The 24,091-nt window shown below is 67.3% G+C and carries 19 protein-coding genes and 2 pseudogenes; 15 read left to right on the forward strand and 6 right to left on the reverse strand.

What is annotated here, in order from left to right; translation table 11 throughout:
- Nucleotide 1: 1 nt before the first annotated feature.
- The 5 genes and pseudogenes from GII31_RS06315 to cysC all read left to right on the forward strand — a co-directional run.
- Nucleotides 2–658, forward strand: a pseudogene (locus GII31_RS06315) (MazG nucleotide pyrophosphohydrolase domain-containing protein); the annotation flags it as partial.
- Between the two features lie 175 nt (nt 659–833).
- Nucleotides 834–2,324, forward strand: coding sequence for a sulfatase family protein (locus tag GII31_RS06320; RefSeq protein ID WP_213247807.1), 1,491 nt, complete (start codon nt 834–836; stop codon nt 2,322–2,324).
- A 123-nt stretch (nt 2,325–2,447) separates the two neighbouring features.
- The gene (stf0, locus tag GII31_RS06325) at nt 2,448–3,239 is read left to right on the forward strand and encodes a trehalose 2-sulfotransferase (protein WP_213247809.1); all 792 of its coding nucleotides are present in this window, start codon (nt 2,448–2,450) and stop codon (nt 3,237–3,239) included.
- Entirely contained in the window at nt 3,236–4,207 is a 972-nt protein-coding gene (gene cysD, locus GII31_RS06330; RefSeq protein WP_213247811.1) for a sulfate adenylyltransferase subunit CysD, read from the forward strand. The genes stf0 and cysD overlap by 4 nt, the downstream gene beginning before the upstream one ends.
- A complete protein-coding gene (gene cysC, locus GII31_RS06335; protein WP_213247812.1) occupies nt 4,207–6,120 on the forward strand; it encodes an adenylyl-sulfate kinase in 1,914 nt (637 codons plus the stop codon). Before cysD ends, cysC begins: the two co-directional genes overlap by 1 nt.
- A gap of 176 nt (nt 6,121–6,296) precedes the next feature.
- On the opposite strand, the gene efeB is transcribed toward cysC, so the two are convergent.
- The 3 genes from efeB to efeU form a co-directional block, all read right to left on the reverse strand.
- The gene (gene efeB, locus GII31_RS06340; RefSeq protein ID WP_260840342.1) at nt 6,297–7,658 is read right to left on the reverse strand and encodes an iron uptake transporter deferrochelatase/peroxidase subunit; all 1,362 of its coding nucleotides are present in this window, start codon (nt 7,656–7,658) and stop codon (nt 6,297–6,299) included.
- Between the two features lie 195 nt (nt 7,659–7,853).
- On the reverse strand, nt 7,854–9,059 hold the full coding sequence (gene efeO / locus GII31_RS06345) for an iron uptake system protein EfeO (RefSeq protein WP_213247814.1): 1,206 nt from the start codon (nt 9,057–9,059) through the stop codon (nt 7,854–7,856).
- Between the two features lie 11 nt (nt 9,060–9,070).
- Entirely contained in the window at nt 9,071–9,994 is a 924-nt protein-coding gene (gene efeU, locus GII31_RS06350) for an iron uptake transporter permease EfeU (RefSeq protein ID WP_213247815.1), read from the reverse strand.
- 302 nt (nt 9,995–10,296) lie between these two features.
- On the opposite strand from efeU, the gene GII31_RS06355 reads away from it, so the two are divergent.
- The 5 genes from GII31_RS06355 to GII31_RS06375 all read left to right on the forward strand — a co-directional run bounded on the left by GII31_RS06355 (nt 10,297) and on the right by GII31_RS06375 (nt 14,879).
- Nucleotides 10,297–11,079 (forward strand): lytic transglycosylase domain-containing protein, encoded by a 783-nt coding sequence (locus GII31_RS06355; RefSeq protein ID WP_213249940.1) that lies wholly within the window; start codon nt 10,297–10,299, stop codon nt 11,077–11,079.
- Nucleotides 11,080–11,199: 120 nt separating this feature from the next.
- Complete coding sequence (gene eno / locus GII31_RS06360; protein ID WP_213247816.1) at nt 11,200–12,489, forward strand: phosphopyruvate hydratase; 1,290 nt, start codon at nt 11,200–11,202, stop codon at nt 12,487–12,489.
- A 13-nt stretch (nt 12,490–12,502) separates the two neighbouring features.
- Nucleotides 12,503–13,360 carry an FtsB family cell division protein gene (locus GII31_RS06365; RefSeq protein ID WP_246222127.1) on the forward strand — a complete coding sequence of 286 codons (858 nt, stop codon included), beginning with the start codon at nt 12,503–12,505 and terminating at the stop codon, nt 13,358–13,360.
- Entirely contained in the window at nt 13,357–13,917 is a 561-nt protein-coding gene (locus tag GII31_RS06370) for a DUF501 domain-containing protein (protein WP_213247818.1), read from the forward strand. Before GII31_RS06365 ends, GII31_RS06370 begins: the two co-directional genes overlap by 4 nt.
- Nucleotides 13,914–14,879 carry a Ppx/GppA phosphatase family protein gene (locus GII31_RS06375; protein ID WP_213247820.1) on the forward strand — a complete coding sequence of 322 codons (966 nt, stop codon included), beginning with the start codon at nt 13,914–13,916 and terminating at the stop codon, nt 14,877–14,879. Before GII31_RS06370 ends, GII31_RS06375 begins: the two co-directional genes overlap by 4 nt.
- Before the next feature lie 9 nt (nt 14,880–14,888).
- Here GII31_RS06375 and GII31_RS06380 read toward each other — a convergent pair.
- The 3 genes and pseudogenes from GII31_RS06380 to GII31_RS06390 form a co-directional block, all read right to left on the reverse strand.
- Nucleotides 14,889–15,401 (reverse strand): annotated as a pseudogene (locus GII31_RS06380) (DUF4395 domain-containing protein).
- 229 nt (nt 15,402–15,630) lie between these two features.
- Nucleotides 15,631–16,821 (reverse strand): fatty acid desaturase family protein, encoded by a 1,191-nt coding sequence (locus GII31_RS06385; RefSeq protein WP_246222128.1) that lies wholly within the window; start codon nt 16,819–16,821, stop codon nt 15,631–15,633.
- Nucleotides 16,822–16,886: 65 nt separating this feature from the next.
- The gene (locus GII31_RS06390) at nt 16,887–17,996 is read right to left on the reverse strand and encodes a ferredoxin reductase (protein WP_213247824.1); all 1,110 of its coding nucleotides are present in this window, start codon (nt 17,994–17,996) and stop codon (nt 16,887–16,889) included.
- Nucleotides 17,997–18,226: 230 nt separating this feature from the next.
- Between GII31_RS06390 and GII31_RS06395 the strand changes: the two genes are divergently transcribed.
- The 5 genes from GII31_RS06395 (at nt 18,227) to GII31_RS06415 (ending at nt 24,085) form a co-directional block, all read left to right on the forward strand.
- Nucleotides 18,227–18,994 (forward strand): TetR family transcriptional regulator, encoded by a 768-nt coding sequence (locus tag GII31_RS06395; RefSeq protein WP_213247826.1) that lies wholly within the window; start codon nt 18,227–18,229, stop codon nt 18,992–18,994.
- Between the two features lie 111 nt (nt 18,995–19,105).
- Nucleotides 19,106–20,752, forward strand: coding sequence for a serine/threonine-protein kinase (locus GII31_RS06400; RefSeq protein WP_213247828.1), 1,647 nt, complete (start codon nt 19,106–19,108; stop codon nt 20,750–20,752).
- A gap of 6 nt (nt 20,753–20,758) precedes the next feature.
- Entirely contained in the window at nt 20,759–21,664 is a 906-nt protein-coding gene (locus GII31_RS06405) for a serine hydrolase (protein ID WP_213247830.1), read from the forward strand.
- An 84-nt stretch (nt 21,665–21,748) separates the two neighbouring features.
- Complete coding sequence (locus GII31_RS06410; RefSeq protein WP_213247832.1) at nt 21,749–22,918, forward strand: LLM class flavin-dependent oxidoreductase; 1,170 nt, start codon at nt 21,749–21,751, stop codon at nt 22,916–22,918.
- Between the two features lie 234 nt (nt 22,919–23,152).
- The gene (locus tag GII31_RS06415) at nt 23,153–24,085 is read left to right on the forward strand and encodes a hypothetical protein (protein WP_407649906.1); all 933 of its coding nucleotides are present in this window, start codon (nt 23,153–23,155) and stop codon (nt 24,083–24,085) included.
- Nucleotides 24,086–24,091 lie beyond the last annotated feature (6 nt).

The following is a 24,091-nucleotide window of genomic DNA, read 5'->3' on the forward strand; positions in this document are numbered from 1 at the left end:
GGCCGAGAAGGTTTCCGGGCAAGCCCTGCTCGATGCGGTGGCGCTGATGGACACCCTGCGGCGCAACGGACCGTGGGAGAGCACGCAGACCCACGAGTCGTTGCGTCGCTACCTGATCGAGGAAACCTACGAACTCCTCGACGCCATCGACGCGGGCAAGCCCGAGGATCTGCTCGAAGAACTCGGTGACCTGTTGCTGCAGGTGCTCTTTCACGCCCGCATCGCCGCCGACCGTACCGGCGATGCCTTCGACATCGACGATGTCGCCCGCTCCTTCACCGCCAAGGTGTCCGGCCGCACCAGGGGCATCCTCGCGGGCTCCCACACCGACCTCAACACCCAGATCCGTGAGTGGGAAGAACTCAAGGCGGCCGAGAAGAAGCGTGACTCGGTGTTCGATGGCATCGCCCTGGGTCAGCCCGCCCTCGCGTTGACCCAGAAGATCCTCGAACGCCTCGACGCCGCGGGGTTCCCGGCCGACCGCATCGATCCCGCGATCGTGACCGTGACCGTCGTCCCGGGCGGGGACAGCGCCGAAGCGCTGGCCCGTTCCCGGGTCCTGGCCTTCATGGACGGGGTCCGCGCCGCCGAGGCGCGCGCCGCCGCCGACGACATCCGGCTCGACAATCTGCAGGCATGGCGCCGCTACCTGGGATGACGCGCGAGCACGAACCGCCGTTCGGACGGTGACCGCCTACCGCGCGCCGACGTCGGGTGTGAGCGTGTGCCGATGTTTCGCTCATCGTGATTCTTGGGGGATGGTGTGCGTTTCTCCAGGCCGCGGTCTCCGGTCCGGTACGTCCGCGGCCGCCGGTCCGGGCATGATTGTGGATATGGCAGATGACACACGGGTGACTGGCGAACGCAGCGGCGCGAACGTGATCTTCGTCCACTGGCACGACCTGGGGCGGCACCTGGCCTGCTACGGAGCGGTGGGCGTGCAGAGTCCGGTACTCGATCAGCTGGCCGCCGACGGGGTACTGCTGACCTCCGCACATGCCACGGCGCCACTGTGCTCCCCGGCGCGCGGCTCACTGTTCACCGGGCAGTACCCCCACCGCAACGGACTCGTCGGGCTCGCCCACCACGGCTTCGCCTACCGGCCGGGGGTGCGGACGCTGCCGTCGCTGCTGTCCGAGCACGGCTACCGCACGGTGCTGTTCGGCATGCAGCACGAAAGCACCGACCCGAGCAGCCTCGGCTTCGGCACCATCGACGTATCCGACTCGCGCTGCGACTACGTCGTAGAACGCGCCACCGAATGGATCGACGACGACGGCGTGGGGGACCAGCCGTTCTTCCTGACCGCGGGCTTCTTCGAAACCCATCGGCCGTACCCGGAGGACGAGTACCCGCCCGCCGACCCGGACGCCATCGGTGTACCCGACTTCCTGCCCGACACCGCCGACGTTCGCGCAGATCTCGCCGGGCTGCACGGTTCCATCGCCAAAGCCGATGCGGCCGTGGGTCGTCTGCTCGACGCGATCGAGCGGGCCGGGCTCGCCGACAACACGTGGATCGTGTTCGCCACCGACCACGGGCTGGCCTTCCCGCGGGCCAAATCGACCCTGTACGCCGAAGGAACCGGCATCTCGTTCATCATTCGGCCGCCCCGCGTGCTCGCCCATCGCGGCAGCGTGTACGACGGCCTGTTCTCCGGTGTCGACCTCACCCCGACACTCCTGGACCTGCTCGGACTCCCCATCCCCGCCGACCTCGACGGCCTCTCCCACGCCCGCGAGCTGTTGGCGGACAGCACCCCCGCGCCACCTCAGCCGGCGAGCCCGGCCGGCGACGGACCCGTCCGGACGGCGGTGTTCACCGAGAAGACCTATCACGACGCCTTCGACCCGATTCGCGCGATCCGAACCAGGGATTTCAGCTATATCGAGAACCTCGCACCGCGTCCGCAGTTGCTGCTGCCGCTCGATATCGCCGACAGCCTGTCCGCACGGTCGCTGGATCCGCAATCCACAATTGTTCCGCGAGCGCAACGCGAACTGTATGACCTGCGTTTCGATCCGCATGAGCGAAACAACCTGGCCGGCAACCCTACCTACGCCGACATCGAGGCAGAACTGGCCGGACGGCTCGCGCAGTGGCGTTCGCGAACCGGTGACACCCTGCCCGGCACCGCTGTCGGCACCGAGATCGCCGCCGAGTTCATGCGCGCGTGGATGGCCCGTTCGGCGGACAAAGAGCCAGGTGAGGAGGCTTTGCCGTCGCGCAGGCCGCTCGGATCGCGGCGCGAACTCGCCGGTGAGATCACCACCGAACGGGTGTCGTCGGCGCGCCGGGACATGGATTCGGCGCGCACGCCCTGATCGTTTCTCCGCCGGCCGGACCATCGCATCGGCACATCGGAGGCCAGAAGTAAAGAATTTGCTTCGGCGGTCCCGGAATTCCACCGGTTGCGATCGGGTCCTCGCGCAATAGGCTTCGGCGCTGTGAACGCGAACAATGCGTACCTGGTGTGCGCGAGCCAGCGCAGCGGCAGCACGCTGCTGGTGGAGTCTCTTGCCGCGACCGGCGTGGCCGGCAGCCCGCAGGAGTTCTTCCAGTACTACCCGACATCGTCGCAGGCGCCGCAGCCCCGCGAGTGGTTCGCGGGGGTCGACGACCCGGAGATCATCTCGCTGCTCGATGAGAGCGTGCCGGGCACCGTCGACACCCGGACCAGTGAGCAGTGGCGGGCCGACGTCCTGGCCGCAGGGTCGACCGGCAACGGCGTGTGGGGCGGAAAACTGATGTGGAATCAGACGCCGCTGCTGATCGCGCGCTCCCGGGTGGGCGACGGATCGCTGAGGGGCGCGATCCGTTGGCTGTTCGGGGGCGCCGACCCGCTGTTCATCCACGTGCATCGCGACAATCTGGCCAGTCAGGCGGTGTCGATGTGGCGGGCCGTGCAGACCCGGGTGTGGCGCGACGCCGGCAACTCACACCTCGACGACAAGGCCGTCTACCACGCCGAGGGCATCGCCCACCTGGCCCGGATCCTTGCCGAGCAGGAGCGTCGCTGGCGGGAATGGTTTGTGGCCGAGGGCGTCCCGGTGATCGACATCGAGTTCGGGCAACTCACCAAGGACCCGACCGGTACGACCGCCCAGGTGCTGCGGGCACTCGAACTGGACCCCGCGCTGGCCCCGCCGGCCCCACTCAAACCTCAGTCCAACGCGCGTTCCAAGGAATGGGTGACGCGCTACCGAGCCGACGCCGAACGAAACGGATACCCGCTATGACCCTCGATACCGCAGCCGTGGCACCAGCCGCCCCGGCCACCGCAACCGACGTCGAACACGTTCCCGCCCTGCGGATTCTGGAAGCCGAGGCGGTGCACATCATCCGTGAGGTGGTGGCCGAACTCGAACGTCCGGTGCTGCTGTTCTCCGGTGGCAAGGATTCGATCGTCCTGCTGCACCTGGCGGAGAAGGCCTTCCGGCCGCATCCGCTGCCGTTCCCCATCCTGCACGTGGACACCGGACACAATTTCAGCGAGGTCATCGCGTTCCGCGACAAGCGGGTCACTCCGTCCGCGGCCCGGCCCGAGGGTGTCCGGCTGATCGTGGCCTCGGTGCAGGAGTCCATCGACACCGGCCGGGTCGAGGAAACCACCGATCCGTCGGGTTCACGTAACCGGCTGCAGACCCGCACGCTACTCGACGCACTCGAAAAGTACCGGTTCGACGCCGCTTTCGGCGGTGCGCGCCGCGATGAGGACCGAGCCCGCGCCAAGGAACGCGTATTCAGCTTCCGCGACGAATTCGGCCAGTGGGATCCGCGGGCGCAACGCCCCGAACCGTGGTCGATCTACAACGGCCGCATCCGGCGCGGTGAATCGGTTCGGGTGTTCCCGCTGTCGAACTGGACCGAACTCGACATCTGGCGATACATCGAACTGGAGAACATCGAGCTGCCGTCGATCTACTTCGCCGCACAGCGCGATGTCTTCGAACGCGACGGCATCCTGCTGACCGTCTCGCCGTTCACCCATCCGCGGCCGGAAGAGACCGTGAACAACGAGTGGGTGCGGTACCGGACGGTCGGCGACCTGACGATCACCGGCGCGGTCCGTTCCACCGCCACCACGCTGCCCGAGATCATCGCCGAGGTATCGGAGGCAACAGTGTCCGAACGTGGCGAAACCCGTGCCGACGACCGAACCTCCAGTGCAGCAATGGAAGACCGCAAACGTGAAGGATACTTCTGATGACCGTGACAGATCTGGACGCCCCGCCCGCCCCCGCGGCCAACAGGCAGTTTCTGCGGCTGGCGACCGTCGGCAGCGTCGACGACGGCAAATCCACCCTCATCGGCCGGATACTGCACGACACCGGGTCGCTGCCCACCGACCACATCGAGTCGGTGACCGGCGAGGACGGTGAACTCGACCTGGCCGCACTGTCGGACGGGTTGCGTGCCGAGCGTGAACAGGGCATCACCATCGACGTTGCCTACCGGTTTTTCTCCACCGACACCCGTAGCTACGTCCTCGCCGACACGCCCGGTCACGAGCGGTACACCCGCAACACCTTCACCGGGGCGTCCAACGCCCATGTGGCCGTGGTGCTCGTCGACGCCCAGCACGGCCTGCAGCGCCAGACGCGGCGCCACGCGCGGATAGCGTCGCTGGTGGGTATCCGGCATGTCGTGGCAGCGGTCAACAAGATCGATCTCGTCGACTTCTCCGAGGACCGGTTCGGCGCGGTCAAGGCCGAGCTCGACGAGTTGGCGCTGCAGGTGGGCATCGACACGATCACCGCGATCCCGGTCGCCGCCCGCAGTGGTGACAATGTGGTGCACCGATCGGCCTCCACTCCTTGGTACGGTGGCCCGACGCTGTTGGAATTCCTTGAGGAGATCGAACTTTCGGCACCATCGCCGCGTGCCCAGGAACTGCGGTTGCCCGTGCAGTACGCCTCGCGGCCCAGCGTCACTCACCGTCGGGTGTACAGCGGCCGTATCGTGGCCGGCACCATCAACGTCGGCGACGAGATCGCCGTACTGCCGTCGGGTAGCCGCAGCACCGTCACCGCCGTCGACACCCTTGACGACTCGCGGACGACAGGTGTTGCCGGACTGTCGGTGTCGGTGCAGCTCGCCGACGACATCGACGTCGGCCGCGGTGATGTGATCGTCAGCGCCGCCGACGACGCGCACCTTCCGGTGGTGGCCCGCGAACTCGAGGCCACCGTGTGCTGGCTGGCCGAGAAACCGCTGCGCGCCGGAGACCGGGTTGCGCTCAAACACGGTACGACCACGGTGCGGGCCACCGTGCAGTCGCTCGACCGTCGCCTCGATCCGGACAGTCTCATCGAACAGGTCGGCCCGAGTTCGCTGGAACTCAACGATATCGGCACCGTCACCCTTCGCACCTCCTCGGTGGTGCTCGCCGACAGGTACGCGGAGAACCGGGACGGCGGTGCGTTCGTTCTCATCGACGAGGCATCAAACGAGACCGTCGCCGCCGGAACCATTTCCGAGGCACGGGAAGTGGTGCCGGGCAAGGCCGCCCGCAACGACGTCAAGTGGCATCCCAGCTCGCTTGCGCGCAATGAACGCTGGCGCAAGACCGGCCAGCGCGGTGCGACGGTCTGGCTGACCGGTCTGCCCGCATCGGGCAAATCCACCCTGGCGGTGGCACTCGAACGGCTGCTGGTCACCCAGGGGCGGGTCGCGTACCTGCTCGACGGTGACAACATCCGCCACGGCATTTCCGACGACCTCGGCTTCTCACCCGGAGACCGCGCCGAGAACATCAGGCGGGTAGGCCATCTCGCTCGGCTGTTCGCCGACGCCGGGGTCATCGCGATCGCCTCGCTGGTCTCGCCGCTGCGTTCGGACCGGGAGATCGCCCGCGAACTCCACGACGCCGCCGGCATCGACTTCGTCGAGGTACACGTTTCGACGCCGGTGGCCGAATGTGAACGCCGCGATCCCAAGGGGCTCTACAAGCGTGCCCGCGAAGGCACGCTGCGCGGCCTCACCGGCGTCGACGCCCCGTATGAGAAGCCGGAGTCCCCAGATCTGCGCTTCGACACCACCGGCGCCGACATCAACGATCTCGCCGACCGTATCGTGGCGGCGCTGACCGAACGCGGCATCCTCGACGCCGGTCGCTGAGGTTGTCGGGTCACCGGGTTTCGAGGCTCGTCGCTTACGCTCCTCGCACCTCAACCGGCGGGGACGCTGCCGGTTGAGGTGCGAGCTTGCGAGGGTTTTGCCGGTTGAGGTGCGAGCTGCGAGGGTTTTGCCGGTTGAGGTGCGAGCTTGCGAGCCTCGAAACCCGCGTGCGCCGGCTATCCCTCGAACAGGTGCTGGCCCCAGTACTCGCGTTCGGCCAGGCCGGGTGGGATCGCGAAAGTCGCTGAGCCGTTGGGGATCAGGTACTCGGTCATCGCATCCTTGCGCGACAGTTCCTGTTGCATCGGGACGAACTGCCTGGCGGTGTTCCGGTTGAACGCGATGAAGAACAGGCCGGCGTCGAGGTGGCCGAAACCGTCGGAGCCGTCGGTGAAGTTGTAGCCGCGCCGCAGCAGACGCACACCGATGTGCTTTTCGTGGGCGAGCCGGACGTGGGAGTCCTTGGGGATCAACGGCACTCCGTAGGAGGTGATATCGAAGTCCGGTTCGTCGAATTCGGCGTGCTGGCCGAGGGGCGCGCCGTTGCCTTTGAGTCGTCCGACGATCTGTTCCTGTTCGAGCAGATTCGCCCGGTCCCACGGTTCGATGTCCATCCGGATACGGCGGGCCACCAGATACGTGCCGCCGGTCATCCACTGTGCGGAATCAGGGTTATCGGCCGTGTCGACCCAGACCCACTTGTCGAGGAGTTCGGGTTCCTCGGCGTGCAGGTTGTTGGTGCCGTCCTTGAATCCGAACAGGTTTCGCGGGGTGTTCTGGGCTGTCGAGGTCGACGCGGTGCGGCCGAAACCGAGTTGGGACCACCGCACCGCCACCACTCCCATCCCGATGCGGGCGAGGTTGCGGATGGCGTGCACGGCCACCTGCGGGTCGTCGGCGCAGGCCTGGACGCAGATATCGCCGTACGAGCGGTTGGTCTCGATCTTCTCGGCGGCGAACAGCGGCAGGTCGTCGAAACCTTTCGGCTTGCGGCCAGCGAGCCCGAATCGGTCGCGCAGGCCCGGCTGCGCCGATGTCGGCCCGAACAGGCTCGGACCGAACCCGATGGTCAGGGTCAGGTGCGCGGGTGTGAGATCGATGGCCTCACCGGTGTCGGCGGGGGGAGTGTAGTCGCCCAGGCCCACGGCGCCGTCGGGTGCGGTTTCCTCGCCGCGCGTCAGCCGCTCGGCCGCGGTCGTCCATTCCTTGAGCAGCCCGATGAGTTCGTCCCGCTTGTCGGTGATGACGTCGAAACTCGCGAAGTGAAGCCGGTCCTGGGCGGCGGTGATGATGCCCGCCTGGTGCGTTCCGCGGAACGGGACGACCTGGTCGCTCGACGAATCGTTGTCGCGGGAGGTGTGGCGGCCGGCGGCGAATCCGGTCGCGGCCACGGCCGCCGCGCCGATGCCCGCGCCCGCCAGCACGGTGCGGCGCGACACCGGGGAGCGGCCGCCCGGAAATACCTCGTCGCTTCGCTCACCCCGGCCCCCGCCGGCGGAGGGGTCCGCCTGCGGTGGAGCGGACTGGTCGTCGGTCATGGTCTGTCCTCCTTCGGTGCTCACCGTTCTGGGTCTCACCGGCATAGGGCCGCACCGGGGCGGGAAAGCCGACCCGCTCGGAGTCCGGACTGTCACCGGGTGACGGCCGGACTCCGAACGGGGAAACGACAACTACCAGGATGTGCCTGCCCATTCTCCGGCCGATGCCCGGCACAGGGAATGGGGAGGCCTGCCCTAGCTCAGGACGAGTCCGGGCACCTTGGACAGTGTCGCCGACAGCGCGTCGATCTGGTTGGACAGTTCTTTACGCTGCTCGGCGGTCACGTTGGTGTAGGTGATGTAGCCGTCGCCCTCCCGGTACTTGTCGAGGGTGGTGCGCAGCCCGTTGAACTGTTCGGTGATCTTGTCCATGAGCGCCTGGTCCTTGCCCGAGATGATGGGCTGCAGTTCGGCGATCAGCGTTTCGGAACCGTCGACGTTCGCGGCGAAGTCCCACAGATCGGTGTGCGAGTAGCGGTCTTCCTCGCCGTCGACCTTGGTGGCGGCGACCTCGTCGATCAGGGCCTGCGGGCCCGCCACGAACATGCGGGTCTCGAAGCTGAAGTCGGGCTTGTCGAGTTCGTTCTTGAGCGTGGTGACGTCGGCGAGGAGGCCGTCGGCGATCACTCCGATCGACTGGGCGTTGTCCTTGTCCTTGGCATCGGCGGCGTCGTCGGGCGAGACCTGCCCCGGCTTGTCGCCGATCTCGGAGGCCTGCGGCGGCCACAGGTAGCGCTCGACGCGGTGGAAGCCGGTGAACTCGGTCGTGCCGCCCTCGGTGTCGTCCCAGCGCATGTCGATCTTGGGGTCGAGATCGGGGAACGATTCGGCGACCGGCTCGATGCGTTCGTAGAAGGTACGTACCTGGCCGAACATGTCGCGGGCGCCGTCGAGGTCGTCACTCTTGACCTTGGCGACGAAGTCGGTGGTCTGCGAGACCAGGCCGTCGAGCTGGCCGCGCACATAGTCCAGGTACCGTTCGCGTGCGGCGTTGACATCGGCGGGTGCCTGCGACTTCTCCTTCTTGTCGCCGGTGACATTGAGGTCCTTGCGGATGCCGGAGCCCACCATGCCCGGCTTGCAGGCGACGGTGTAGGTTCCCGGGTCGGTGATTTCCACGGTCAGGTTGCCGGTGACACCGGGCCCGATGTTCTCGACCTCGCCGAGCACCCGGTTGTTGTTGCCGTACACGTAGAACTCGGTGACCTTGTTGCCGTTGTTGGTGACGCTGAAGTCGACGTCGCCGGTCTCGGCCTCATCGGTACCCAGGTCGCATTCGGTCTTGGTCGAGGTGACCTTGATGGCGTCTTCGTCGGCTTTGTCGGTACATCCGGCAAGGATCAGTGGCGTGGCCACCGCGAGCGAGATGAACGCGGCGGGGGTCGCGATGCGTTGAATCACCTAAATTCCTTTCAGATACCGGCGTCGGATGTGGCCGGGGTTTGTGACGGGGGATCGGTGGGGGTGGCGCCGGTGGTGGCTCGGGCCGTCCGCGGACGCCGGTTGGTCCGGACGAACAGCCACAGCACCACCACCAGGTACACCGACCAGGCGATCACCTGAAGCACGGTGGGGTCGGGGCGAAAATTGAAGATACCCGCGAGAAGCATTCCATACCAGGATGATTGGTCGTAGTGCTCGGAGAAGTCGAACGCCGTGGAACCGATTCCGGGGAGCCATCCGTAGGTCTGCAGCGCCCGCACGCCGTACGACAGGATGCCGGCGGCGACGAAGATGAGGAAAAGGCCGGTGTAGAAGAAGAACTTGTGAAAATCGAGGGTGATCGCGCCGCGGTACAACAGCACGGTCAGCAGGACCGCGACCAGCACGCCGAGCAGCAGGCCGATCAACGGCCACCAGCCGCCCGACACGCTTTCGGCGTAACCGACCATCAGCAGCGCGGTCTCGAAGCCTTCCCGGCCGACGGCGAGGAATGCCAGCCCCATCACGGCGGGGCCGCCGCGTACCAGCGCGTCGGCCATTCCTGACCTCAGGTCCGACGAGATATGCGCCGAGGCCTTGCTCATCCACAGAATCATGGTGGTCACGATCACCACCGCCACCAGTGATGCGAGTCCGGCAATCAATTCGGCGGTCAGGTTACTGATGGTGGAGGTGCCCAGATGAATGATCAGGAACGTGCCCAAGGTCATCGCCACGGCGAGGGCGACACCGGCCCACACCCATTTCAATGCGTCGCGGCGACCGGACTTGATCAGAAATGCGATGAGCACCATGACCACAATGCCCGTTTCCAGACCTTCGCGAACCCCGATCAGTCCGCTGCCGAACATTTGCGAGCCGATCGACGGCCCGTCCGCGAGGAACAGGTTCATGGTGGTCCTTTGCTGTGCGCATCACCCTGGCGACCCGAAGGATTCGATGTGGGTGAGGCTAACCATGCATACGGTAGTCGGCGAGGGGCGGGAACCGGAAGACGGACCCCGGAGTTGGCTACGTGATCAGGTCTTGTGGCGCCGTGCGGGTATTCTCGCCCGCTGGTGTCAGGCGTTGAGTGTGGCGATGGAGTTCATGGGTGAAGAAGCTAGCCGATAGCCGGGAGAATTCGAGGGTGTTTCTCAGGGCGTCCTCAGTGTGGAATGGCGGTGGTTCCGAAATGCCCGATTCAGGGTCGGGTATGGCCGCGAAAGGGCGTGTGCGGTCCCATCGGCGGAATCGGGTGGCATGGTCACGGAATCGAACAGTGGTGGGAATCGTCGTGCTTGCCGTGGCGCTCGGAACAACGGCGTGTGTGAGTTTTCCGCAGTCGCGGCCCGACATTCCCGACGGCGTACCGCCGGGCGCCGGAACCCCGCAGCCCTACATCGACATCAATGGCCCCGGGCGCACCGCCGATCTGCTCGCCGACTGGGCGGAACCGATCTCGAAGTCCACCGGTATCCCGGTCACCGCGCTCACCGCCTACGGCAATGCCGCCGAGATTCAGCGTCAGCAACACCCCGAATGCGGGATCGGCTGGACCACACTGGCCGGTATCGCGGCGGTCGAGAGCAAACACGGACGCCATCGCGGTACGTCCATCGCCGCGAACGGCGACACCTCGCCGCACATCAGGGGGGTCGCCCTCGACGGCACCCGGGGCAACCTGAAGATCAAGGACACCGACGGCGGCAGGCTCGACGGCGACCGCACCTACGACAGGGCGATGGGGCCGTTCCAGTTCATCCCGGAGACCTGGCAGCGCTACGGCGTCGACGCCAGCGGCGACGGGGTGGCAAGCCCCGACAACATCGACGACGCGGCACTGTCGGCCGCGCGCTACCTGTGTGTGTCGGCGCAGGGCGACATGACCACCCCGGGCGGCTGGGAGCGTGCGATCGGTGTCTACAACAACTCGCGGCAGTACCTGTTGGACGTCCGCGACCACGCCAACGCCTATTCGATCAACGTCCGCTACTGACCCCCGGCGGGCCACGGCCCCGTGTCGGTGCCCGGCCACCGGTCGCGTCCACTAGGCTTTGGGCATCCCGCGCCGGTACGTCGAGCGTGCCGGCACAAGTTCACCGATAGGGGCGTAACTGTGGCAATCATCGATCAGGTAGGCGCGCGCGAGATTCTCGATTCGCGCGGCAACCCGACCGTCGAGGTCGAGGTTCTTCTCGACGACGGCACGCTCACCCGTGCGGCGGTTCCGTCCGGTGCTTCGACCGGCGAGCACGAGGCCGTCGAATTGCGCGACGGCGGCGAGCGCTACAACGGCAAGGGCGTCACCAAGGCGGTGCGCGGTGTGCTCGACGAACTCGGTCCGGCGGTGGTCGGTGCCGGACTCGACGCGACCGAGCAGCGTCTGGTCGATCAGGTGCTCATCGACACCGACGGCACCCCCGACAAGGGCCGCCTGGGCGCAAACGCGATCCTGGGTGTGTCGCTGGCGGTGGCGAAGGCCGCGGCCCAGTCGGCCGACCTGGACTTGTACCGCTATGTCGGCGGACCCAACGCCCGCATCCTGCCGGTGCCGATGATGAACATCATCAACGGCGGCGAGCACGCCGACAACGGCATCGACTTCCAGGAGTTCATGATCGCGCCGATCGGCGCGAGCACCTTCAAGGAATCGCTGCGGTGGGGTGCCGAGGTGTATCACGCGCTCAAGTCGGTGCTGCACAAGCAGGGCCTGAACACCGCGCTCGGCGACGAGGGTGGCTTTGCCCCCGACCTGCCGGGCACCGATGCCGCGATCGCCGTCATCGGTGAGGCCGTGGAGAAGGCCGGATTCACGTTCGGCACCGATATCGCCATCGCGCTCGACGCGGCGTCCACCGAGTTCTTCGCCGACGGCGTCTACTCGCTGGAAGGCAAGAAGTTCTCCAGCGACGACCTCGTCCCGTACTACGAGAAGCTCGTCGCCGACTTCCCGATCGTGTCCATCGAGGACGCCTTCGCCGAGGACGACTGGGATGGGTGGGCCGCCGTCACCGCCGCCATCGGTGACAAAGTGCAGCTGGTGGGCGACGACCTGTTCGTCACCAACCCCGAACGCCTGGCCCAGGGCATCGAGAAGGGCATCGCCAACGCGCTGCTGGTGAAGGTCAACCAGATCGGCACCCTCACCGAAACCCTCGATGCGGTGGAACTGGCGCACTTCTCCAACTACAAGACGATGATGAGCCACCGCTCGGGCGAGACCGAGGACACCACCATCGCCGACCTGGCTGTTGCCGTCGGCAGCGGCCAGATCAAGACCGGCGCACCCGCGCGCAGCGAGCGGGTCGCCAAGTACAACCAGCTCCTGCGCATCGAGGAAGGTCTCGGTGATGCGGCACGCTACGCCGGAGACGCCGCCTTCCCGCGTTTCACGGCAGGTTCATGATTAGCTGGTTCCTATGACGGCAGACGGCAGACGGGCGGATCGGCGTGCCTCGCGGGCGCGACGGTCCGCCCGTTCGCGTCCGTCGGCGTCGCGGTCGGCCGCAGGCCAGGATCGTCGTCCCACGCCTGCGGACCGGATCGCCATCGACGATCTCACCGACTCCGGCGAGCACGACCTCAGCGAGGTGTTCGATCCGGATGACGCTCCGGGCACGGGGCCGGTGTCCGGGCGCGCCACACTGGGTCCGCTGACGCGCGGCACGCGCTCTGCCTCGGCATCGGACACCATCGACACCGAGGCGCCTGAGGAGGCCGCCGACCGCGGGAAGACCACCGCCGGGGACTCCGGGAGCGCGCGGTCGCGCGCTGGCCGGTCGGCGCTGTCCGGGAAATCGCGGAGATCGTCGCGGACGGGCCGGACCTCCGGGTCCGCGAAGGCCACGGGTACCGGGAAGCGTCGCGGAGGCTTCGACCTGCTGGTGGGTCTGACCCATCGCTGGTCCAATCGGACGATCGGTCTGGCGATGGTCCTCATCGTCGCCGGAATCGCCGTGGCGCTCACCCTGGCTGCACCACTGCGCAATTCGATGTCCAACCGCTCGGAGTTCGCCCAGCTGTCGGCATCGAACAGCGATCTGCGCAAACAGATCGCCTACTATGAGCAGAAGATCAATGAGCAGAACGATCCCGCATACATCGAGGCGCAGGCCCGGGAACGTCTGCACTTCGTGTACCCGGGAGAGAAGGCCGTTGTGATGATGTACCCGGGCGATGACGCCCGGAAGGCAGCCGAACGTCAGGCCGCCCAACATGCGAACAATCCCTGGTACTCCAACCTGTGGGACGCGGTGGCGACACCGCCGAAGAAGTGACGGTGTCGCAGGCCGACCTGGAGGTTGTCGCACGACAGCTCGGCCGTGAACCGCGAGGCGTGATCGAGATCGCCTACTACACGCCCGACGGCGTGCCCGCCGTGGTCAAGACGGTGCCGCGCCTGCCCGACGGCACACCGTTTCCCACCCTGTACTACCTGACCGATCCGCGGCTGACCGCCGAGGCGAGCCGGCTCGAGTCGGCGGGGGTGATGCGAGAGATGACCGCGCGCCTGGAATCGGATCCGGAGGTGGCCGCGGCGTACCGCCGGGCACACGAATCGTTCCTCGCCGAACGTGATGCGATCGAATCCCTGGGCACGGACTTCTCCGGCGGTGGCATGCCCGACCGGGTCAAATGCCTGCACGTGCTCATCGCGCATTCTCTGGCCAAAGGCCCGGGAGTCAATCCGTTCGGCGACGAGGCGGTGGCACTGGCCGGTCGAAATGGTCTGGCGGGCACCGCTGTTCCCCCGGACTGGCCCGGTGTGGCAGATGCCGGGGCGAGCGAAGCGACGGGAAATGTCACCGGGGCGAGCGAAGCGACGGGGAAATGACCGAACGGTTCCCGGCAGTCGGCGCCGTCGATTGCGGTACCAATTCGATCCGGCTGCTGGTGGCATGTCCCGACGAGTCCGGGCACCTGGTGGATCTGTACCGGGAGATGCGGGTGGTACGCCTGGGCGAGGGCGTCGACGCGACCGGCAGGTTCACCGACGCGGCGATCGAACGTACCCGGCGCGCACTGGCCGACTACGTCGATCTGATGGTTTCGCTCGGCGTGCGACGGGTTCGGATGGTCGCCACGTCGGCGACCCGGGACGCCGCCAACCGTGACGAGTTCTTCGCGATGACCGCCACGCTTCTGGGTCGGGTGGTGCAGGGTGCGGTGGCCGAGGTGATCACCGGCGACGAGGAGGCCAGGCTGTCGTTCCGCGGCGCTGTCGGCGAACTCGACCCGGCCGCGGGGCCTTTCGTGGTCACCGACCTCGGCGGCGGATCCACCGAGGTGGTGCTCGGCGACGCCGACGGTGTCCGGGCGGCCCAGTCCGCCGACATCGGTTGTGTCCGGCTCACCGAACGGACGTTGCACTCCGATCCACCGACCCGCGAAGAGATCTCCGCCGCAACGGAATTCGCGCAATCGCGGCTGGCGTCGGCATTCGCCGCGGTGCCCGTGGCGCAGGCGCGGACCTGGGTGGGGGTGGCGGGCACCATGACCACGCTGTCGGCGATCGGGATGGGTCTGGCCGAATACGACTCCGACGCCATCCACCTGTCCCGGATCTCGCTGTCCGACCTGGTCGAGGTGTGTGAGCGGTTGATCGCGATGACCCGCGCCGATCGCGCCGCACTGGGGCCGATGCATCCGGGCCGCGTCGATGTCATCGGCGGTGGATCGTTGGTCACGTTGCTGCTGGCGGCGGAGTTCGCCGAGCGCGCCGGGATCACCGAACTCGTCGTCAGCGAACACGACATCCTCGACGGTATCGCGCTGGGTCTGCTCGACCCCGTGTGATCCCGCCCGTCAGGACGGGTCCGGTGAGCCGACGCTCTGCGCGGGCCGGAGGGCGATGTTGTTGCAGGCCTCGCACACGGTGTCCGGGATGACGCCGCGCTGCTGGAGGAATCCGAAGATGGTGCAGCCGAGGCAGAAGCCGAGGACCGATTCGAGGCCGGCGGCCACCACCACGAGTGCGACGGTGATCTGGGCGGCGACGGTCGCGCCGGTCAGGCTCAGGACGAGCGCGAGGGTGGTGAGAGTGAGTCCGATGGCCTGGGCGAATCGTTTGGGCGGACCGGGCACCAGCTTGGTCTTGCGTCAGATCTTGGGCACGATGAACCGCACCGAAAGCTGACCGAACGGCGACAACGTGGGCCCGGACAGTACGCGCAGTGCGAATCCGAGTGCCAGCAGCGCGTACAGGACCGGATGATCGACGATGATGGTGACCACGGCCAATACCACGACCAGTCCCGCCGTGGAGCGGGCCGCGTAGTCGTTGACGGGGTTGGGGAAGGTGAATAGGGGAGACGCCACGTCGTGACACGCTAGCGGGGACGGTAGGTGTGCGAAAGGGTTGCGTTCGGCCGGATTCTTTCCGGGTGCGTCTGCCGACGACCGGGCCGGGGCCGCCGGGACGCAGATGTGCCGCAGTGACAGGGATGTGCCGCAGTGACAGGGATGTGCCGCAGTGGCACGGATGTGCCGAGGGCGCCCGTCGCCGCGGCTGTGCGGTGACGGGCGCCCTCGGGACGTGCGCGGCGGATCAGGCGGCGGATGCCTTCGTGCGCTCGATGTTGACGACGATCTCGTCGTCGTCGCGGGTCCACGAGTCGGGCAGCGACAACTTGGCGATCTTCGTCCACGTCGACCACAGCTGGTGGCGCAACGACCCGGTGTTGTAGGGCATCCCGTAGCGTTCGCAGATCTCCCGGACCTCGACGGCCATCGCCGGGTAGCGACCGGCCGGGATGTCGGGGAACAGGTGGTGCTCGATCTGGTGGCTCAGGTTGCCGCTCATGATGTGGAACAGCGTCCCGCCCTCGATGTTGGCCGAACCCAGCATCTGCCGCAGGTACCACTGGCCGCGGGTTTCGTTCTCGCATTCCTCCTTGGTGAAGGTCTGCGTGCCGGTGGGGAAATGTCCGCAGAAGATGATCGAGTACGCCCACACGTTGCGCACCAGGTTGGCGGTGGCGTTGCCCAGCAGGGTGGACACGAACAGCGGTCCGGTCAGCGCGGGGAAGACCACGTAGTCCTTGAGGGCCTGCTTGCGGGCCTTGCGCCACATACCCTTGGCCAGGCCTTTGACGTCGGACCACGAACGGTTGCCCTTGATCAGGTTCTCGGCTTCGAGGTCGTGCAGCATGACACCCCATTCGAACAGCAGCATCAGCGCGGTGGCGTAGGCGAGGTTGCCCAGGTAATAGGGGTGCCATTTCTGCTCGCGGGCCATGCGCAGGATGCCGTAGCCGATGTCGCGGTCCATGTCGACGATGTTGGTGAACGTGTGGTGCAGGTAGTTGTGGCTGTGTTTCCACTGATCGCCGGGGCACACGTTGTCCCATTCGAAGTCGCGCGAGTTGTAGTTGTCCTCGCGCATCCAGTCGTACTGGCCGTGCATCACGTTGTGGCCGATCTCCATGTTGTCGAGGATCTTCGACACCGACAGCGCGGCCACCCCGGCGATCCATGCCGGGGGCAGGAAGCCGAGGTACATCAGGCCCCGGCCGCCCACCTCGAGTCCGCGCTGGACGCGGACGATGGTGTACAGGTAGTCGCGGTCCTTCTGGCCGAGGTCGGCGACCACGCGGGCGCGCAACTCGTCGAGTTCACGACCGAGGGCCTCGACCTGCTCGAAGGTCAGATTGATCTCGGTGATGTTGTCGGGGGTGGCCGGGGTCGCCGGCTTGCGGAACGCAGGGGACTTGCCGAACGCGGTGATGGGCGTCGCCATGATGGTTACCTCCGTGATCTGTGGGGTAGTGGTGGTTCGCGGGTGGGTTGTCGTCGGGCCGGTGGCTACAGGTCGAGTTCGACGTCGCCGACGGGGGCGTTGACGCAGATCTGGATCTGGGCGTCGGCCTCGGTATTGAGCTCGCCGGTGACGACGTTGCGGGTGCAGCCGCTCTTCTTGACCGCGGTGCAGGAGAAGCAGATTCCCATCCGGCAGCCCGATGCGGGCGCGAGACCCGCCGATTCCGCCTGGTCGAGGATGGTGCGTCCGTCATTGTCTGCGTTGCGCCCGGCTCTGGTAAAGGTCAGCTCGCCGGTGATGGGCTCGTCGGGGTCGACCTCGACGGGTACGGCAGCGACGAATGCCTCGGAGTGAACCGGATTGGTCAGGCCGGCGTCGGTGACGTGGGCGTTGACCGCGTCCATGAGTGCGGGCGGGCCGCAGACGAACAGGTCGGCGCCGGCGAACCCGTCGATGCCGTCGAGGTGGGCGGCGGAGAAGTGTCGGCCGGGGTTCTCGTCGTCGCCGCGGGTGTAGTAGAGGCGCAGGTCGATGTTCGCGGCCCCGTCACGTCGTCCGCCCGTGTGGTCGGCGGCGAGCGCGGCGAGTTCGGCGCGGTAGGAGACGTCGGCGGGGGTGCGGGCGTAGTGCAGGAAGGTGATGGGCCCGGTGAACTTCCGGGAGATGAGTGTACGCATCATTGAGAGTACAGGTGTAATGCCACTGCCGCCGCTGATGAAGACCGCGGATTCGAGTGCGGCCGGCAGGACGAACCCGCCCTGCGCCTGGGAGACGCCCAGGACCATCCCTTCGCGGGCGTTGTCGCGCAGGTAGGTGGAGACGAAGCCGTCGTCGTGTGCGGTGATGGTGAGTTCGATGGGGCTCCAGGCGCCGGCCGAGGAGTTGGCCGGCGAATAGCAGCGGCTGTGCCGAACTCCGTCGATGACGACGCTGAGCTGGAGATATTGTCCGGCCTGATGGCCTTTCCACTGGCGGGTGGGCCGAAGTGCGAGGCGGACAGTGCGTTCGGTGGGTCGGTTGACGCTGACGACGGTGGCGCGTACGTCGCGCCAGGTGAGGCTGGGATCGACCAGTTCGAGGTAGCTGTCCACCGGATGCGGGGTGAGGGCGGCCTCCACGATCGAACCGACAAGCCGGGGGAGTCGAATACTCATCGGGGTTCTTCCGTTCGTGTTCACGAGATTGGGCATGTTCACGAGAGTGGGCATGTTCTCGATTTGAGTGAACATCTGTACACGAATAAGTGTGGCATATGTACCGCTGTCGCGGTCAAGTCGTCGTCGATGTGACGGCTGTCACCGTGTCTGTGCGTCCGTGCCGGGGTGCAACGCGCGTGGCGCGGGCGGTGTGGTCACCGCCCGAACGCAGGATTTAGACTCGACGGGTGACCCGTACCGGAAACTCGACCCGCTCATCACGTGGGCGGCGTGCCGAATCGGGTGAAGGCGACGGGGAGGTCACCTCGCGCCCGGACTCTGCGAGCCGGGTCGCCAAGGGGTCGGACGCCAAGCGCGCCGACGCCGAAAGTCGTGCCGACCGCAAGAGCCGCACGCGGCAGGCGCTGCTGGACACCACCCTCGACCTGGTGTCCGAACGCAGCTTCGCCAGCATCAGCCTGCGTGAGGTGGCGCGCGGCGCGGGCATCGTCCCGACCGCCTTCTACCGGCATTTCGCTTCGATGGAGGATCTGGGGGTCACCCTCGTCGAGGACTCGATGCGCGTGCTGCGCCGAACCCTGCGCGACGGCCGGCGCGATCTGGCGGCCCGGCAGGCGTTGCCCACCGTGCGGACCTCGGCCGACATCCTGTTCAACCAGGTTCGGGAGGACGAACCGGCGTTCCGGTTCCTGATCCGCGAGCAGCACGGCGGGGTGGCCGAGGTACGGCGCGCCATCGACACCGAGCGCAGGCTGTTCGCCAAGGAACTGGCCATCGACCTGGCGCGGCTGCCCGATCTGGCCGCCTGGGACGCCGAGGACCTCGAACTGGCGGCCGATCTGATCGTGACGATCATGCTGACCTCGGTCGCCGAGTACCTCGACAGCGACTACCGTGGCCGGGGTGGCGAACGGGAGGCGATTGACCGGGTCGAACGTCAGCTGGTGCTGGTGTTCCTGGGGATGAGTCGGTGGCGTCCGCGTCGCAACCGCTGAGCTGAGAGGCCCGCCGGCCTCGTGAACCTGTGCGGTCACGGAGTCGGTCGTCCGATCGGTTTCCGGGCCGCGGGTGCGTCATTTGTCCGAACCAATGAATATGCTCGGCGTATGAATGCGCACAATCGCGTCGGGAGTTCATTCGGGCCCTACCGGCTCGACGACCTCATCGGTCGTGGCGGTATGGGTGAGGTATACCGCGCGTACGACACCACCAAGGATCGTTTTGTCGCACTGAAGATCCTGTCCCAGGGTCCCGCCGCCGACCCCACCTATCAGGCACGGTTCCGGCGTGAGTCGCAGGTGGTGGCCAGGCTCGGCGAACCGCACATCATTCCCATCCACGACTGGGGTGAGATCGACGGCGTCCTCTACCTGGACATGCGGTTGGTGGAGGGCAAGGACCTGCGGGCCGTGTTGCGCGAGGAGGGTGCGCTGAGCCCGGCGCGCGCCGTGGCGATCGTCGAGCAGGTGGGGGCCGCACTCGATGCGGCGCACCGTGACGGGCTCGTGCACCGCGATGTCAAGCCCGAGAACATTCTGCTGTCCGAGAACGACTTCGCCCACCTGGTGGACTTCGGCATCGCCCAGGCGGGCGACGACACCCGCCTCACCCAGGCCGGTACCGCCATAGGCTCGCTCGCCTACATGGCGCCGGAGATGTTCGAGACGGCGCCCATCACCTCGGCATGCGACATCTACGCGCTGACCTGTGTACTGTTCGAGACCTTGACCGGGCAGGTGCCCCATCCGGCGAGCACCGTCAGCTCGGCTATCAAGGCGGCGCTCTTCGACACCCCGCCGCGGGTCGGCGCGGTGAACTCCGCGGTACCCGCGAGCTTTGACGCCGTGATCGCCCGTGGTATGAATTCCGATCCGCTGCAACGCTATTCGTCGGGCAGGGAGTTGGCACGGGCGTGCCGTGCCGCGCTCGAGGCCACCGAGCAGGCGCCCGCTCTCGAAGTACCCGATCCGCCCACCGCGTATCCCGCGGGTCAGTACGAGCAGACGCAGATCCGGGTCACCGGACCGTCGGCCTCGGGGCCGGCGGGCCCGGCACCCACCGGCGGGAATCCCCCCGGCACGAACCCGTACGGCGCGCAGGTGCCACCGGGTCCTGTCGGCACCCCGATCGGCGCAGGGTTCGCCCCGGAGGTTCGGCAGGGCACCACGCCGTACGGGGCGTCCGGGCAGTACGGCGGGGCCTACGGGACCGGTCCGCAGGCCACCGGACCGTACGGGCAGGGGCCGCACCCGACAGGGGCGCAGGGGTATCCGACAGGGGCACAGGGGTATCCGCCCGGAGACGGCGGGCGTGGCCGGAGTCTGCTGGTGCCGATTGTCGGCATCATCGCCGTCGCACTCGTCGGGCTGCTCGCAGTGGTGGCCGTCGTGCTGCTGACCAAGGATTCCGACGGCGACTCCGATACCAGGGCTGAGCAGTCGACGGCGGTGGTCACCACCACGGTCACCCCGGCCCAGGACACTCCGGCAACCACCACCCCCACCGTCACCGGGCCGCCGGCCAATTCCTCGCGGTGCGACGGCTCGGTCGGCATCGAGGCGGGAACCCCCACGAGCTGTGAGTTCGCGGCGAACGTCCGTTCGGCGTACCTGGCCTCCGGACCCAAGGGCGAGGCCCGGGTGGTCACCGCGAGCAGCCCGATCACCGGCTCCACCTACCGGATGTCGTGCGGGCCGGAAAACGGCATCGTGGTGTGTCGCGGCGGGAACAACGCCGTCGTTCACATTTACTAAGAGACCATGCGAATCCTTCAGGTGCCGGGTCTCGGCGCGGTGCTGGTGCTGGCGATGTCGATGACCGGGTGCTCCGGCGGTGACGACGCGACGGCGCGCCCGACGACGTCGACGGTGACGGTTACCGCGTCCGCGACGCCCGCGCACAGCAGTGTCGCCGTGACTTCATCGAAGGCCCGGACACCGAATGCGACAAGCCGGGCCCGACTGGTGTCGGCGCTGGATGCGGCGATCGAGCGGGCCGGCCAGCCGGTCGGTGTCGCGATCGTTCCCGTCGGGCGGTCGGCGCGGGCGATCACGGCGGGAGATCAGACACCGATGGTCGCGTGGTCGACCATCAAGGTGCCGGTCGCGGTCGCATCCGAACGTGCCAATGGGCAGTCCGCATCGCAGACCCCGGCGATCGTCGAATCCGACAACGCCGCGGCCGAACATTTGTGGTCCTCACTCGGATCCGACACCGACGCGGCGGCCGCCGTGACCGAGGTGCTGCGTGACGGCGGAGACACCACCACCACGGTGCCCAGCGCACACCTGAGGTCGGGGTTCACCATCTTCGGGCAGACGACGTGGCCGCTGCGGGATGCCGCCGCGTTCACCGCGCACCTGCCGTGTATGGCGGGCACCGAGCACGTGCTGTCGCTGATGGGGCAGGTTGCCGGTAATCAGCAATGGGGTGTGGAAGCCATGGCATCGCCGGTGTCGACGGCGGTCAAGGGCGGCTGGGGACCCGGTCCGGCGTCCGGGTACGTGGTCCGCCAGATCGGCCTCATCACGCACGCCGACGGCACGATGACCGCGGTCGCGATGGGCACCTCGGGGCCGTCGCTGGACAGCGGAATCGGGGCGCTGAACACGGTGGCGCAACACCTCGACGAGTCGATCAGGATGCTGCCGCGAGGGCGGTGCTGACCGCACGGTCGCGATGTCTCCCCTTTCGGTCCGGGCGATTTCAACCCTGGACCGGGGATGCGCGGGCGGCGAGACTTGCCTACCGTGTCCGCGCATTTTCATTGGTTCCTGCCCACGTACGGTGATTCCCGCAATCTGATGGCCGGAGGTCACGGGAGTTCGATGTCCGGCGACCGCCGGGCAGATCTGCGGTATCTCAAGCAACTCGCCGCTGCCGCCGAGGTCAACGGATTCGAGGCGGTGCTCACCCCCACCGGGCTGTGGTGCGAGGACGCCTGGCTCACCACCGCGGCGTTGATCGATGCCACCGAGACGCTGAAGTTCCTGGTTGCCTTCCGGCCCGGCCTGACCAGCCCCACGCTGGCCGCGCAGATGGCGGCCAGCTTCCAGTGGCATTCGCAGGGAAGGCTTTATGTCAATGTGGTCACCGGTGGTGAGGCGAGCGAGCAGCGCGCGTTCGGTGACTTCCTCACCAAGGAGGCCCGGTACGAGCGTGGGGACGAGTTTCTGACCGTCGTTCGCCGGCTGTGGGAGTCGGATGAGCCGGTGAACTTCTCGGGGAGCCACGTCCGGGTGGAGAACGCGGTCCTGGGCCGCAGGCCCGACCCGTTGCCGCAGGTGTTCTTCGGCGGATCGTCGCCGGCGGCCGGAACGGTTGCCGCCCGCCACGCCGACACCTATCTGACGTGGGGGGAGAAGCCCGACGCGGTCGCCGAGAAGATCTCCTGGATCTCCGGTCTGGCCGAACGTGAACAACGCACCCTCGACTACGGCATCCGGCTGCATGTGATCGCCCGGGAGACCTCCGAGCAGGCGTGGGCGGAGGCCGGCCGGTTGTTGTCGGGGCTCGACCCGCAGACGGTGGCGGCCGCACAGGCCAACCTGGCGCGTTCGGAATCCGAGGGGCAGCGCCGGATGCTCGAACTGCACGGCGCGGGATCCGCCTTCGACTCCGCCGACCCGCATTCGCTGGAGGTCTATCCCAACCTGTGGGCCGGCGTGGGCCTGGTGCGTGGGGGCGCGGGTACCGCGCTGGTCGGCTCGTACACCGAGGTCGCCGAGCGCATCGCCGAATACCACGCACTCGGTCTCGACCATTTCGTCCTGTCCGGGTATCCGCACCTGGAGGAGGCATATCACTTCGGTGAGGGGGTGCGCCCGCAGCTGGCACGCCTCGGTCTGATCGAGCGTGAGGACGACGGTGAGGTGGTCCACGGCGCGTTCCTGCCGACCCTGCGGGCCGCGTCGTCGTAGACCGGTTCGGCACGCTGCGGCGGCCTGACCGACGCCGGAACGAATCTTCACCCGTCCCGAGTGGGAACGGCCTCAGGCGTTCCTGAAAGCGGTGCTCATCCATGGAGACGCGTTCTCGGAGCGTCGGTTGGGTAACGGTCGGCTTGCACGTCGGTCTCGCCGTCCGCGATGCCGGATTTTCGAATGGCCTGGCGTGTTCCGGGCATCTAGTGTGTTACGTAAGTGATGCAGGAGATGCATGTGACAAAGTTTGCCAGGCGGATCGTGGTGATATCGGTTGCGCTGTCCGCGGCCGTGATGATGGTGATGATGATGTCGGCCGGTGGCGCCCAGGCCGCCCCGCGCGGACCGGTGCCGCCGAGGTTGCCGACGCCGACCGAAATCAGGCAGAGTATCGAGGACTTCCTCAACCCGCAGGCCAAGAACACCCGGACGCTGCGTAAACAGTTCCGCACGCTGGAACGGTCGCTGCGCCGGTCCGGGAAGGTCGGTCTGGCCATCACCCCCGTCGGGGCCGACACCCCGGTGACGTTCGGTTCGGTTGTCGCCGGCCGGGCGTGGTCGACGCTCAAGGTTCCCGTGTCGCTGGCCGCTGAGCGACACGGCGGCGCGAAGGTGTCCGAATGGGAGAGTAAGGCGATCCGGGCATCCGACAACGACGCCGCGGGTGAACTGTGGGGAAGCCTCGGTGGGGGCCGGGCATCGGTCGATGCGGTGACAGCGGTGCTGCGCGAAGGGCACGATGCCACCACCCACGTCAGCTCGGAGGTCGACGGCCCCGATTCATACCCCGGGTACACCCGATGGGCGATTGCCGACCAGTCGCGATTCGCGGCCAACCTGCCGTGCATGTCGGGCACCGCGCACCTGCTGTCGCTGATGTCGAGTGTGGAGAGCAATCAGGACTGGGGAATCCGGAAGATCTCCCGGTCCGGGGTGAGCACAGCAGTGAAGGGCGGCTGGGGTCCGGTCAGCGACGACACGGGCAACTACGTGGTGCGCCAGCTCGGGATCATCACCACCGGGCGCGGGCAGCTCGGGGTATCGATGATCGCCATACCCCGCAGCGGAGGCTTCGGGGACGGCACGCGGCTGCTCACCACGATGGGCACCTGGCTCGGCCGCAACCTGAACCGGCTCCCGATGGGGCGTTGCGGTCTGCTCTGATCCGTC

The organism is Gordonia pseudamarae (genome assembly GCF_025273675.1).
GTDB lineage: Bacteria > Actinomycetota > Actinomycetes > Mycobacteriales > Mycobacteriaceae > Gordonia > Gordonia pseudamarae.

Bases quoted from the DNA above. Each gene is read 5' to 3' on its own strand.
- GII31_RS06320 (WP_213247807.1), top strand. From the start codon at position 834: ATGGCAGATGACACACGGGTGACTGGCGAACGCAGCGGCGCGAACGTG.
- cysD (WP_213247811.1), top strand. From the start codon at position 3,236: ATGACCCTCGATACCGCAGCCGTGGCACCAGCCGCCCCGGCCACCGCA.
- cysC (WP_213247812.1), top strand. From the start codon at position 4,207: ATGACCGTGACAGATCTGGACGCCCCGCCCGCCCCCGCGGCCAACAGG.
- efeB (WP_260840342.1), bottom strand. From the start codon at position 7,658: ATGACCGACGACCAGTCCGCTCCACCGCAGGCGGACCCCTCCGCCGGC.
- efeU (WP_213247815.1), bottom strand. From the start codon at position 9,994: ATGAACCTGTTCCTCGCGGACGGGCCGTCGATCGGCTCGCAAATGTTC.
- GII31_RS06355 (WP_213249940.1), top strand. From the start codon at position 10,297: ATGGCCGCGAAAGGGCGTGTGCGGTCCCATCGGCGGAATCGGGTGGCA.
- GII31_RS06365 (WP_246222127.1), top strand. From the start codon at position 12,503: ATGACGGCAGACGGCAGACGGGCGGATCGGCGTGCCTCGCGGGCGCGA.
- GII31_RS06375 (WP_213247820.1), top strand. From the start codon at position 13,914: ATGACCGAACGGTTCCCGGCAGTCGGCGCCGTCGATTGCGGTACCAAT.
- GII31_RS06385 (WP_246222128.1), bottom strand. From the start codon at position 16,821: ATGGCGACGCCCATCACCGCGTTCGGCAAGTCCCCTGCGTTCCGCAAG.
- GII31_RS06390 (WP_213247824.1), bottom strand. From the start codon at position 17,996: ATGAGTATTCGACTCCCCCGGCTTGTCGGTTCGATCGTGGAGGCCGCC.
- GII31_RS06400 (WP_213247828.1), top strand. From the start codon at position 19,106: ATGAATGCGCACAATCGCGTCGGGAGTTCATTCGGGCCCTACCGGCTC.
- GII31_RS06405 (WP_213247830.1), top strand. From the start codon at position 20,759: ATGCGAATCCTTCAGGTGCCGGGTCTCGGCGCGGTGCTGGTGCTGGCG.
- GII31_RS06415 (WP_407649906.1), top strand. From the start codon at position 23,153: ATGCATGTGACAAAGTTTGCCAGGCGGATCGTGGTGATATCGGTTGCG.